Consider the following 13,037-nt stretch of genomic DNA (forward strand, 5'->3'; position numbering starts at 1 on the left):
GGTGAACCCGTCCGAAAAGTGACTGATAATCAAGTGTATGGGCCGACATTAGCTGGTCAATTGACTTTTTTGCCGCTTTCTCCAGTTGGTTATTGAGCCGCTGGTGCGGATGCTGGCCAACGAAGTTCAAGGACTCATCATTGACAAACGAGGTACCGACCGCCAGCAGTACCGTAACGGTAGTCGCTTGATTAACGCGAATACCGGCGGGGCTTACCGAAACACGACCGCCTTTTGCCACTACCCGTACCTGCGACTCATGTATCATGCCATTTTCAAGCGTGCCGGTAGCCACCAGTTTACCATCCTCTACGCGAACCAACGCCTGATGAGCATCGGTCAGTCGAATGGTTCCGGTGAGTTGGCCCGGCTTACTGGCCGAAAAATGAAGCACCTGTACCTGATCGGGGAAACTGGCGAAGGCGGTTCGCACGAACTGTACCCCATTGGATTCATAGCGAACCGTGTGTACTGCGTTCTGTAGGTTCAGCTCCCGTCGATAGTTTCGGATCGTTCCTGCCGAGTCCAGCTCAACGAACACATCGCCGAAAGGCTGATAATAGCCCACTTTTTGCGTAGTTCCCGTCACCAGCGACTGGTCATTGACTTGTAGATGCTCCGTTCGGATACCACCGAATAGCATGCCCCCCATTCGTCCATTGCCAATAGGTAAGGCTTCCAGCCACTGCGTAGCCGGTTTCGCGTACCAAAGCATGGTTGAACCGTTACTGCCAGCCGACTGACCTACCGACCAGGTTGTGATGGCCAACTGGCTGATGAGCGTCAGCCACAGGATTTTTCTTTTTATGCTGTTTAGTAATTCGTACATAGACAGGGGTTAAGTTGGCGTTTATTTGGCCACCATGATAACACTATCTACCGCAATCCATTGGTTCGGTCCGTCCGTATTTGAGGTAAAAGCAACCACTACGTCGTCGCTCTGGACGTCGATATTGTCGATCGCGATTTGCTGCCAGCTCGATGTAGCTGGTATGTTGACATAGCGTTCGACACCGCCCACAATTACCCGCATGCGCGCTACGGCCTGGCCTCCGCTACTTCTGACCCAGGCTGTGAGCTTGTAGCTTCCGTAGGGGATATAGTCCAGCCGCTGTTTCGTTGTGCAGTTGTAGGGTGTGCTGTACGATTCATGCACCAGGTAGCGTTCTCCATAATTGGCATTGGTGGCATTGGTCGTCACATAGCTGCGGTCGGGCGTGTTGCCGTAGGTTCGTGACTCGATCCAGCCAATCGGATAGCCGTCTGTTGCGGTGCTGGCACTGGTAAATTCAAAACCAGCATTTCCAATCAGATTATTACCGGGCAGGGGTTTTGCATAGTAGTTGAAATGCCCAACTTTCATGGCTGCTCCGGCATTAGGTGGCGTCGCTACACCCCAGCCATAGTCGCCACCAGGAACAGGCAGCGCCGACAGCCAGAAATTCTGGGGAGCATACACATTCCAGGGGCTTGCGGCCAGCGATTTAGTAGCAACCTGTGTCCATGCTGTTGCGCCATCGGGTTTGTAGTAGTAGGTGATGCCGTCGGGCCTCCACTCAAACCCCATTGTAAACCAGCTGCTGCCTGGGTTGGGCCAGACCGATTGCGAAATACTTGACGAGTGCGAAGGCGTGTACACATGGTGGTTGCAGGCTAGTTTGGCATTGGACGAGTTTTGTTCAAAGCCATCAATCTCAAGGGCGGTATTGTATTGAGGGAGTTCATCATTCTGCATCTGGGAATAGCCTTCGTTGGCGGAGTTGGTGCCCGGGCTTATCCCCATTGTCCAGAAAGACTGATGCAGGCCGGGCGTAGCTGAGTACAGACTGCAACGGACTTCGTAGAAGCCATAGCCAAACGTATGGGTCGAAATAACTCCGCCCCCGTAATAATTCCCACCACTGTAATTATAGTTAATGTTCAGGGAACCATTGCCTACTGTAACCTGACTGGCACTGTTATATCCGCCCAGCCGATCGGTTGTTCTGTAAATCCACTCGGAAGCACTAGGAGTAGTCCCCGTGTCGAAGGTTTGCTGGTAGCATAATGTGTAGCCTGTAACGGGCAGGTCGGTGGCCGCAACACGGGCATTGGTAGCGGTGGTCTTCGTGACGGCTTGCTGCGTAACGACAGGAGCGGGCTGACATTGGAGCAGGGAGATGCCTGACAGGGATACACCGAGCATACATACAATCGTTCTCATAAAATTAAGAGGAAAGGTGAAAACCGGGTTTAAACAGATTCTGTATCAATCAATAGCATAGCATCGAACTTCCATCAGCGAAGCCGGGGCACCGCTGTTTGCCGTGTTCAGATGAATACTCAGGCTACTTGTGTGGATCGGTTGCTCAAATCGTATGGTGCGCTGACTTAGGTGGTTATGGCTGTGTTCGTAAATCCGTTGCTTCTGGTCATTGCAGAGTACAAAATCCCGGACGCAGAAGGGCATTTCGGTTTCGGGGTGTGTCATCAGGACAGACTCAAGCGGGTGATCGAAATCTGTGTCGAAGTGCAGGACAACCTCCCGAATCTGTTTGACGTCGGGCCAGGTTAGCGTCAGGGTTGGATGCCGGTCGGTCGGGTCGGCTACCCAGGCGTTGGGTACGTTTGTCGGCCGTTGAAAGCCGTTTCGTACATTCTCCCGGCCGAACATCCGGATACCAGGCTCTAGTTGAACCGCCAGGTTATGCCCTTTGGGTCGGCGCTCCGGTGTCCAGAATTCAAAAGCTTCCACACCGATATCGTCCGTCGGCTCCTGTTTGCCGTAGTTCGATACCGCCGGGTTGGTTTTGTTGAATACCGACACGATACCTGATACCCGCAACTGGCTGCATTGAACCGATACCTGATCGTTTTTTAGGAAACAGATGAAGGCGTAACCCTCGTAAGGCATTGGTTCAGAGAAGGCCAGCTGAACGGGCTGTCTGCCTTTCCGGAGGCTGATTTCATGCCGTTCAATGACGTTGTCCGGTGTATGATTGTGTTGCTTGCTACTCACCCGAAACTCAACGACCAGGGTTGTATCCTGAGCTGCTACGACCCAAAAGGTAAGCTTCGGCACTGGCCCCTCTGGCAATGGGAGCATCTGCCCGGCCGAATGCCGAAGCACCGTCATCGGTCCATCGGGCGGCAGTTCATGGAGGACAAACTCGCTCGATACCGACAGCGTGGCCTGATGTGTCAGGTCCTGGTCATCCCGAAGCCGTAGGCCAGGGATATGCTGGCCTGTTTTGAGTAACGCCCGCTGGAGTTCGTTCAGTAGGGTCGGGTCGTTGGTGATGTCGCGGGGGGACAGGCTGTGACGGGTACAAAGTGCAGCCGCCATACCCACCGCCTGCCCACCATAAGCACTCGTTCCCATCACCCGCGATGATCCAAAGGCCACGTGTGAAGCCGATATAATACGCCCTGCCAGAAACAGGTTGCTCACATTGCGGCTGTAAAAACAGCGGTAGGGTAGGGCGTAGAGTCCTTTGCTATGCCATTGATTACAGCCTGGTTTTTCCGAAAATACTCCATCTGCCGGGTGCAGGTCGATACTCCAGCCGCCAAAGGCGACCGCATCGGTATGCTGACGTTGTTCGACGATGTCCTGCTGCGTCAGCATGTAGTCGCCTTCAAATCGGCGGCTCTCGCGCTTGCCCGGAATATGGCCGACCCATTCCAGGGTCAGGTTAGCGGCTTCAGGGAAAAGGCCCGAGTTTTTGATGTAGTTCCAGGCCCCGTATACCACCCGCCAGAGTTCCCACTTAATGGTTTCGGTATCATGTACGGTATCGTGTCTGCCGCCATATTCCAGCCACCACAATCGACAGCCATAGTCGCTGGTATTGAACGAGCGAAACCGGGGAATCTGGGTGATATCGTCCAGCGCGTAGGCCGGAGGCACAAACCGGACAGGTTTGCCGGTATCTTTGGAATAAAAGTAAAGCGAGTGGCCCAGAAGCTCGCCATAGTCCGCCGAAGGGGCAAACTTTTCGCCAAACTCTTCCGTCGATTCGGCACCCATTCGAAAGGCCGCCCCTGCCTGGAACGCAACGATACCATCGCCCGAAGCATCGCAGAACAAGGGGGCTGTCAAGTCATAGCTCGTGCTGTTTTGGGCGCAGAATGCCTGCACAGACTCAATGCGCCCGGTACCTGCTGCGGCCATCGTTACGTGGTATACCGCCGTGTTGAGTAGCAGGGTAATATTGGTCTCCATGACTACCTTTTCAAGCAGAATCGTATCGAAAATCAGCGGGTTGCCCTCCGGGTTCCGGTATAGATTCTCCAGAAGCAGTTCATCAATAACGCCCCCTTCCCGCGCCCAACGGTTGTTGTTGCCCATGTGTGAGGTCGCGCCAAGCACCCACAGACGTACCTCGCTCGAGGCATTTCCGCCCAGTACGGGCCGGTCCTGTACCAGTACCACCCGAATTCCGGCCCGGGCTGCCGTGATGGCGCAGCAAACGCCCGAAAGCCCTCCGCCAATTACCAGTAAATCGGCGTCGTGCCGGATCGTCCGAAGCGGACGATGATCAGTTGCCTGTTCGCGTATCATTCGTTAAGTCAATCGTTTGTGTGAATACCGTACGGTCCGTTGGCCTGTCCGTTTCAATGAAAATCCGTCGTTATTAGAGCCATGGCGCAGCCGTTTCGACCAGCTTCTTCTGTGGGTTCATTCGGGCAGCAGCCCGCCAGGGAATCAGGGCCGTAAGGAGTACGGTCCCGGCCAGCAGGGCCGTTATACCCGCTCCCTGCGAAGTCAAAAAACTTAGCCCAAACAGAATGAGCGCTGTAACAACCAGCGAGATGGCAATGACCCGCAGACCAAACTGATTCTGGCGGCTTATCTCGGCGGCTTCATCGGCCTGTTCCTGCCCGACAACTGGCTGCTCGCTGGCCCGGATCGTTTCGTAGGCGAGATAGTCCGGGCTGGCTGTTCGTTTGCGGGAGGCCAGCCACTCAGCCAGCGCCAGGAGCAGGACGGGCGCCCCCACACCGATGACTATTTCTTCGGCCCGACTGAGCTTAACGTTCAGGGTCAGCGGCAAAATGATCTTACCGATCAGATTCAGCGACAAGGTAATCAGGGTAATGCGAAGTGTTGTCTGACCTGTCAGGCGTTTGGAAAAGAGTGCCCAGATGGGTGGGGCCAGCAGTGGGCCGCCTGTCACCGCGCCAATGGTGAGCACGACCTCCACAATGCCACCGATGTAGGGCACCAGTAAGGCAATGATGATCATACCGATGCCGAAGCCCCAGGAAGACAGCCGGGCTACCCGTATCAACTGGCTATCCGTGGCACCGGGGTTCAGCAGTCCCTTGTATATGTCGTTGGTAAACACCGCCGAGACCACATTGAGCGTTGTGTTTGCGCTGGCTGAGGTGGAAAAATACATGCCCGTCAGCATCAGGCCGAGCAGGCCGGGAGGTAACACCAGCCGACAGATTTCGAGGTAGGCATTTTCCGTGTCCAGCCCCGTCAGGGATGGGTTGATCGTCTTGTAGATCATCGGCGGCAGCATCCAGATAACCGGGCTTATGAGGTAGAGGCCAGCGAACAGAAAGGCCACTTTTCGGGCCGATTTCGGGCTGTCGACACTGGTGTAGCGCTGCACGAACGTCCAGTTGCCGCCAATATAAGCCACCTGGTATAGGAAGAAAGCGAGTATAAAGCCAATGGTGTATTCGCCGTTGAGCAGGTTGAAAAAGTCGTCGGGCGCTTTGGCCGTAAACCCGGTAACACCCCCTACCTGATCGAAGGCCAGTGGTAACAGAATACAAACGGCTGCCGACAGTACCACAAACTGAAGAATATCGGTCACCATGACGGCCCAGAGACCTCCTACCGATGTATAGGCAATCATAAAAATGCCGAGCCCGATGGTTGTGGGGATCAGGGGCAGGCCCAGCGAGACGCTTACCAGTTTGCCTACCGGGTACAGAACCGATCCTTTGATGAAGATACTGACGAGCGTAAAAATGAAGATGTACGTTTTCTGAACGGTCAGGCCGAGCCGTTGGCGAATGTATTCAGCCGCGGTCAGCACCCCTGTTTTTTTCCAGCGTGGTGCCAGCCAGATGCCGGTTACCAGCGCCCCGGCACACATCATCCACTGAATAGTGACGGCTACCCAACCGTGTTTGTAAGCGATACTCCCCCAGGCAACAAAGGTGCTGGCCGAGAAAAAGCTCATAAACAACGATAACCCGCCGATGAACCAGGGGACCGCTTCGCCCCCGGCAAAGAATGATTTCAGGTTGCGGCCTGTGCGGGCAAATAACAGCCCGATCCCCAGCACAAAGGCTGAAAAAAGGACGATTACTGCCGTGTCGATGGTCGTGTTCATGCGTTGAGTTTTACTTGAATGTTGTAGGATAAGTCCGTATCGTCGTCGTCTGATTTTGCTTTTACAGCCAGAAACAGGACGGAAGGTTTCCCGTTTTCGAGCCATACCTGCGGCTGCTCGAATCGGTGTAATCGGTCACTTACCTGCCCGTTGGCCCAGTGAATGCGAAAGTCAGAGACAAAGGGATGGGCTGCCAGCCGCCAGTCGAGGCCATCAACGGATGTAAAGAGGACGAGTGATTCTTTTTCCGTCGAGCCGGGTCTTGCCTGCTGGCTGTAGAGGCCCCGGTAGTCTTTTACGATGGCGTAGAGTCGTCCCTGTTGCTGCCAGATAACGTTGTCGTCTGTGGGGAACTGCATCGATTCATGGCCGAAAACCGTAGTCGGCTGTTTCATGAACGGGCCGATCGGGCTGTCGCCCAGGGCTACGTGCATTCTGACTTTCCCTCCAAACGGCCGTGGCCCGTCAGAAACACCCTTGTAAATCAGCACATACCTGCCATCGTTCCGGCGGGCTACGGTTGGTGAGTTGGTGAGCAGGTGGTCGGTGCCGCCGGGTGTTGGCTCGATCAGGGGTTTGTCGAAGCGCTGCCATGGTCCCGCCGGATGGCTGGCGACGGCTACCCCCGCCCGCTGGTTGTTCCGATGCACCCACCAGCCCTCTTTGGTTCCATTGCGTGGGCCGTAGTTGCCCGAATAATACAGGTAGTATTTTCCGTCGAAGGTTTGAATCAATGGATTATGCAGGTTGTCAGCATCCCAGGAACCGGCCCTTCGTTCAAATACAGGGCCAACCATCGTCCACGGGCCGAGGGGGTCGGCGCTGGTGGCATAAACAATCTCCGAATGAGTGACCCAGGCATTAAACCCTTCCTTTCGGGGCCAGCGGGCAAAGAAACCATGGCAAAGGCCATCTGCTGTACGAACCATACCACCTCCCCAGATAAACCAGTCGGGGTCGCGCAGGACCGATCGTGCCTGTACAGGCTGCATCATGGCGTTGAGGTTGAGCGTGTCAGGCTCTACCCCAGATGGCTTGTGGGCCAGCCCTGAATGGCTGGCCATGAGATACCGTGAACAGGTGGCGGCCGAAAGGGCTGCGGTCGACAGCAGGAAATTCCGACGGTTTAGAAGGAGCGAGTTCATAGGGCAATGAGTGCAGGGTTAGTTGAGGTGTTTGCCGACAAAACGAGCCGTTTTTTGACCAATGTCATTGAGGCCTGTCTGGTTATAATGCACGAAGTCTTTCATCCAGCCCCGTTTGGCGAACGCGTTCGTTTCCTGGTAAACTACATAGGTTTTAGGCAGTCGTTGGGTTGCCGCAAGTTGGGCCGCCCGAACCGCATCACTTCCAGTCGTTGTGCGTCCTGCCTGATAGCCCGTCTGTACGATATAAACCGGCACAGTGCGGCCAAAGCCTTCTCTGAATCGATGAATCACGTCGAGGAGCGCGTTCAGATAATCGGTACCTGTCATCAGCGTATCGGCAATGGCATTGGCGTCCCGTTCTCCCTGAAGCCAGATGATGCCGCTGAGGGGGAGCCCTGTTTTCTGCATCGCGCGTTTGGTATTGGCTACCGCTTCCTGGAGCAGGGGTAACTTACCCGTTTCAGCCCAGGTGCCATAGTTGCCTAGTTCGGCCCGCTGATCACAGGAGGCTCCTCCCCGTGCTGCTGAGAGCAGTACGACCCTGTCCCCCGTGACTCGGTGGAACTCCTGAGCAAAGGCAGGGGCTATACTGCCCGTTGATGCCTGCTCAAAATGCCCCACCCGTTCGCCAAACGGATCCGCCAGCGTCACCAGCGAATCGGTAGATGCCCGATACGCCAGCGCTATACCTGGCGAGCAGATCACGGACTGGGCCGCCGTACCCTGCCCAACGGCATTACTTTGGCCCGCAATCAGGAACAAATGCTGCTTCTGGGCCGTGGCCGTTGTCCAGTAAATCAGAAATACGAATCCAGGGAGCCAATTCATTCGATATGAGGTAATGCGGTGTAGACAATGAAACGGCTCTGCACTCGACAGAGCCGTTTGCATGATTCCCAACCTATAATGAACGCTATACTATTTCCAGGCGGGGTTCTGCTCCAACTGCGAGTTGGTCAGAATCTCCAGATTTGGTATGGGGAAGAAGCGATGTTTGTCCTGAACCGGGCGAGATGGGTAATAGGAGTTCAGCACGTTCGCTACCAGTTTAAACTTACCCGTCCGTGTCAGGTCGTACCAGCGGTCGGCTTCGTAGCATAATTCCCAGGAGCGCTCCTGCAAAACGGCCTCAATGAAGGCGTCTTTGGTCAGGCCGGTCGTCAGGTCCGGAATACCCGCCCGGCGACGAACGGTGTTGATGGCTGCATAGGCAACGCTCGTTGGCCCATTTTGCCGGGCTTCGGCTTCAGCAGCAATCAGGTACACATCTGCCAGGCGAAGGATCGGGAAGTTGTTTTCGCCATTGGCCCCGTTCGAGTTGGGGTCCAGAAATTTCTTGACCAGAATTCGGTCTTTCAGGGTTACATCGGACTGGCCGATCAGCACCCCCGTCGCATTCACGTAAGCGGTATCCAGCAGTTGTCGTCGTTTGTCAATCGGGTTAAAGGATTTGTAGAACGACATATAGCCGAATGCCGAACCGAAGGCGGTTTTAGAAAAGACCGGAGGGGAGTTGGCCGGGGCATAAAACCCAACCAGATCATAGCCGATCAGGCCACTCAGCGCTGAAAATTCAGCGGCAAAAATCATCTCTGCACGAGCCGCATCTTCTTTGAGTGGGTTATAAAGGTCCAGCACATTGGGCATGAGGCTATACCGATTTGACTGGAGTAACGACTGTGCATTTTCGGCGGCTTTGGCGTAATTGCCTGCATACAGATAGGCCTTGGCCAGTAAGCCCTGAGCGGCCCCACTGGCGGCCCGCCCCCGGTCTTTGGGCTGTGCCGGAAGGTCTTTAACGGCCTGTTCCAGGTCTTTTATCAAAAAAGCATAGACATCTTCGGCCTTACTTTTGGGGGCTTCGGTGCTGGCAATGTCTTTCGTACTGATCTGTTTGATGGGTACATCGCCAAAGGTTTTCACCAGGTGGAAGTAATAAAGTCCCCGCAGAAACTGCGCTTCGGCCAGGATTTGTTTTTTGCGCGTTTCGTCCATCGATACGCGGGGTACATTTTCGATAACCTGATTGGCCCGGTTGACGCCGTTGTAACAGTGCTGCCAGTATTGGCCGATCAGATCGTTGGTTGCGTCGTAGGAGAAGACGGTTAGCTGCTCCCGTCCGACAACGGCCCGCGGAAAGCACTGGTCCGCCGAGTAGTCGGGCACCTGCGTTCCTACCCGGCTGTACAGATCGGTGATGGGTGTATAAGCCGCCGTAAGCGCAGCTTCGGCATCGGATGCCGTATTGTAAAACTGGCTTGGCGTAATGAACGAATAGGGTTTTTCGGCCAACTGACAACCGGTCAAAGCGGACGCTAAAGCGATAAAAAGCAGAGGGAGTTGATAGATCCGTTTCATGGTTCAGGAGTACTTAAAACGTTAGTTGAAGGCCAGCGATAAATGATTTGGCAACCGGATAGCCAATGTTGTCGACACCCAGGTTCAGGTTATTCTGCCCGGCCGTGTTCACTTCGGGGTCGTAACCCGTGTATTTCGTAATCGTGACAAAGTTGTTGGCGCTGACGTAGACACGACTGTTTCTGAGCCAGTTTATCTTGCCGATCTGGGGGAAGGTATAGCCCAGGGTCGCGTTCTTGAACCGGACGAATGAGCCATCCTCGATCTGGAAGTCGGACTGACTCACCCGCTGCCCGATCGACGCTTTCTGGTAGCGATTCGACGGGTTGGAAGGTGTCCAGCGGTCAACGACCGTAACGTATTGGTTAGAGCCACCGGATGCACTCTCCAGCCGAAGCCGGGCCACATTGAACAGCTGATTGCCCTGCACGCCCTGGATGAACAGGCTGAAATCGAAGCCTTTAAATTTCAGGTTGTTGGTCAGCCCGAAATAGTAGTTCGGGTTTGGGTTACCGATAATATCCTGATCGGCCGCCGAAATAACGCCGTCGCCATTCAGGTCCCGGTAGCGTATATTACCTGCTGTCTTTCCGGTAGGTATATTGTCGCCGGTCTGGTAGATGCCATCGAAATAATAGCCGTAAAATGAGCCGATAGGTGCCCCGATCCGAAGCAGACTGGTGTTTGAAAAGGCCGCTACGGAACCTCCTCCATCACCGGGAATGATCTCGGTTCGTTTTCCGTCGATCAGCGTCAGCTTATTCCGATTGGCCGATATATTGCCGCTGATGTCCCATTTCAGTGGCCCGTTCAGAACGCCCACGTTGAGCGACAGTTCGATCCCCCGGTTTTCAAGGCCTCCGAAGTTGCCGAACACCGAACCAAAGCCCGACGAAAGGGGGATAGCCCGCGACAACAACAGGTCACTCGTCTTTTTGATGTATACGTCGGCTGTCAGCTGAACCCGGTTGTTCAGCAAACCAATATCTACCCCCAGGTCCGTTTGCGCACTCTTTTCCCAACGCAGGTCCGGGTTGGCAATGTTGGCCGCCAGAATGCCGATATTCCGGGTGTTGTTGAAGTTATAGTTGCCTACGGAGTTCAGGCGCGATAACGAGTTGTACAGGGGAATGTCCGCGTTGCCTGTGATCCCGAAACTGGCTCTCAATTTTAGGTCGCTCACGACCTGCTGTCCCTGCATGAATTTTTCTTCCGAAACGCGCCAGGCGCCCGCTACCGACGGGAAAAAGCCGTACTTATTGTTGGCACCGAAGCGGCTCGATCCATCGACCCGGCCCGTCAGCGTGAGCAGGTACTTACTTTTGTAATTGTAGTTGATACGGCCGGTGTAGGAGTCCAGACGCCAGGATTGTTTGTTGCTGCTGATGGTGACAATAGAAGCCTGGCTCAAATTGTCGTTCAGTACCAGATCGTTGGGGAAGGTCTGGCCCGTCGATGCATCGCTGGTTTGTAACTGGCTTTGCGTCGAGAAAACCCCCGTCAGCGCCAGATTGTGTACGCCGAACGATTTCTGGTAGTTCAGCAGACTTTCGTGCAGAAAGGTGTTGCTGTAGGTATTCCCCTTTCCGCCGATCCCATTAACCTGGGCACCCGTGCGGACGAGCCGATTGACGTACGAATCGCGGGTGTCATTCACCAGATCCCCGCCAAACGAAGCCCGGTACGTCAGCCCATCGATGATTGTCCAGTCGGCAAAGATGTTCCCCAGAAACCGGCGGGTTGTGTTGCGGTTCAGTACATTGGTCGCAACCGAAATCGGATTGTTGATGTCGATGTACCGGCCGCTGAAAATGGTCGGGTTCCCCTGGGCATCATAGGGCGACACGGTCGGCGGGGCAGCCAGAGCCGATATGACAATCCCACCGGCACCGGCATCGGCCAGGGTCGATGTCACGGCGCCATTGTTTTGCGAGTAGGTATAGGTCAGACTGGTTCCGATCTTGAAATTTTTGCTGATCGTATTGTCCAGGTTTACCCGTACGGACCCCCGCTTGAAATTTGAATTGATAATGATGCCGTCCTGATCAAAGTAGTTCAGCGACACATTGAATAGGGATTTGTCTGTACCACCCGATACCGACAGCTGGTGGTTCTGCATGCCTCCTTTTTGAAAAATGTAGGATTGCCAGTCGGTACCGGCACCTAACTGCTCCGGGTTCGGATAGAGTGTTTGCCCGGAAATTTCGTTTTCATACTGAGCAAACTGGGTAGCGTTCATAAGCGGCAGCATCCGGCGTATCTGCTGCTGGCCATAATAGCCTTCATAGGTAACCCGGGTCTGGCCTGTCTTCCCGCGTTTGGTCGTGATGAGCACGACGCCATTAGCACCCCGCGTACCGTAAATAGCCGTAGCCGACGCGTCTTTGAGGACCTCAATACTTTCAATGTCGTTCGGGTTGAGGGTTGAAAGCACGGAAAGGCGGTTGCCGTTGTCGGTGCCGAAGCTGCTACCGCCACCCGCCAGTGGATTATCATTGCCTGAGATCGGAAAGCCATCGACCACATACAAGGGTTCGCTGCTGCCACTGATGGAGCTGTTGCCCCGAATCCGGACACTGATGGTACCGCCCGGTGCACCCGAGTTCTGGGTTACCTGAACGCCCGACGCACGGGCCTGCAAGCCCTGCACGAAGTTGGCAATGGGTGTTTGTTTCAGTTCTGCCGCTTTTACGGAAGAGACCGCGCCTGTCAGATCGCTTTTTTTGACCGTGCCATACCCCACGACCACCACTTCGTTCAGCGAGCGATCATCCGTTTCCAGCACTATATTGACGTTGTTCTGCCCGACGATTGAAACGTCTTTCGTCTGGTAGCCGATGTACGAAACCGTTACAACACGGGTACCCTCGGGAACCGAGAGAACAAACGCACCCTCCGCATTCGTAGTTGCCCCAATCTGCGTGTTTTTGACGATGATGTTGGCGCCCGGGATGCCCTGCCTGGTATCGGCAGAGGTGACAACCCCTTTCAGCGTAACCGACCGACCGGACTGTGCCTGACAATGGAGACTCAACAGGAGCATGAAACCGATGATCCAACGGCTTTTCTCCCTGCTGGCAAATGCTGTAAAAAGATCCATAAAGGTGATTAAGGTTTAAGCGTTTGTATTGGAATAAGTCAAAATAGTGTTGGTTTCCGAGGGCGCTCGAAAAAATCCCATAGATTGCCAGAATTG

Annotated in this window: 8 protein-coding genes; all 8 read right to left on the reverse strand. The window is 54.6% G+C overall.

Annotated elements, in window-relative coordinates:
- The coding region (locus tag BGO59_RS20805; protein ID WP_293686355.1) for a glycoside hydrolase family 95 protein at positions 1–829 on the reverse strand (829 nt) is incomplete at its 3' end.
- A gap of 21 nt (positions 830–850) precedes the next feature.
- Positions 851–2,203, reverse strand: coding sequence for a family 16 glycosylhydrolase (locus BGO59_RS20810; protein ID WP_293686357.1), 1,353 nt, complete (start codon positions 2,201–2,203; stop codon positions 851–853).
- Between the two features lie 45 nt (positions 2,204–2,248).
- Positions 2,249–4,543, reverse strand: a complete 2,295-nt coding sequence (locus tag BGO59_RS20815; RefSeq protein WP_293686359.1) for an FAD-dependent oxidoreductase — start codon at positions 4,541–4,543, stop codon at positions 2,249–2,251.
- Positions 4,544–4,616: 73 nt separating this feature from the next.
- Positions 4,617–6,335: a sodium:solute symporter family protein gene (locus tag BGO59_RS20820; protein ID WP_293686361.1), complete on the reverse strand. Its 1,719-nt coding sequence runs from the start codon at positions 6,333–6,335 to the stop codon at positions 4,617–4,619.
- A complete protein-coding gene (locus tag BGO59_RS20825) occupies positions 6,332–7,480 on the reverse strand; it encodes a glycoside hydrolase family protein (RefSeq protein WP_293686363.1) in 1,149 nt (382 codons plus the stop codon). The genes BGO59_RS20820 and BGO59_RS20825 overlap by 4 nt, the downstream gene beginning before the upstream one ends.
- Before the next feature lie 18 nt (positions 7,481–7,498).
- Positions 7,499–8,311 (reverse strand): sialate O-acetylesterase, encoded by an 813-nt coding sequence (locus tag BGO59_RS20830; RefSeq protein WP_293686365.1) that lies wholly within the window; start codon positions 8,309–8,311, stop codon positions 7,499–7,501.
- Between the two features lie 90 nt (positions 8,312–8,401).
- Entirely contained in the window at positions 8,402–9,841 is a 1,440-nt protein-coding gene (locus BGO59_RS20835) for a RagB/SusD family nutrient uptake outer membrane protein (RefSeq protein WP_293686367.1), read from the reverse strand.
- Positions 9,842–9,854: 13 nt separating this feature from the next.
- Positions 9,855–12,941 carry a TonB-dependent receptor gene (locus BGO59_RS20840; protein ID WP_293686369.1) on the reverse strand — a complete coding sequence of 1,029 codons (3,087 nt, stop codon included), beginning with the start codon at positions 12,939–12,941 and terminating at the stop codon, positions 9,855–9,857.
- Between the last annotated feature and the right edge of the window lie 96 nt (positions 12,942–13,037).

Source organism: Spirosoma sp. 48-14 (genome assembly GCF_001898575.1).
Taxonomy (GTDB): Bacteria; Bacteroidota; Bacteroidia; order Cytophagales; family Spirosomataceae; genus Spirosoma.

Bases quoted from the DNA above. Each gene is read 5' to 3' on its own strand.
- BGO59_RS20810 (WP_293686357.1), bottom strand. From the start codon at position 2,203: ATGAGAACGATTGTATGTATGCTCGGTGTATCCCTGTCAGGCATCTCC.
- BGO59_RS20815 (WP_293686359.1), bottom strand. From the start codon at position 4,543: ATGATACGCGAACAGGCAACTGATCATCGTCCGCTTCGGACGATCCGG.
- BGO59_RS20820 (WP_293686361.1), bottom strand. From the start codon at position 6,335: ATGAACACGACCATCGACACGGCAGTAATCGTCCTTTTTTCAGCCTTT.
- BGO59_RS20825 (WP_293686363.1), bottom strand. From the start codon at position 7,480: ATGAACTCGCTCCTTCTAAACCGTCGGAATTTCCTGCTGTCGACCGCA.
- BGO59_RS20830 (WP_293686365.1), bottom strand. From the start codon at position 8,311: ATGAATTGGCTCCCTGGATTCGTATTTCTGATTTACTGGACAACGGCC.
- BGO59_RS20835 (WP_293686367.1), bottom strand. From the start codon at position 9,841: ATGAAACGGATCTATCAACTCCCTCTGCTTTTTATCGCTTTAGCGTCC.
- BGO59_RS20840 (WP_293686369.1), bottom strand. From the start codon at position 12,941: ATGGATCTTTTTACAGCATTTGCCAGCAGGGAGAAAAGCCGTTGGATC.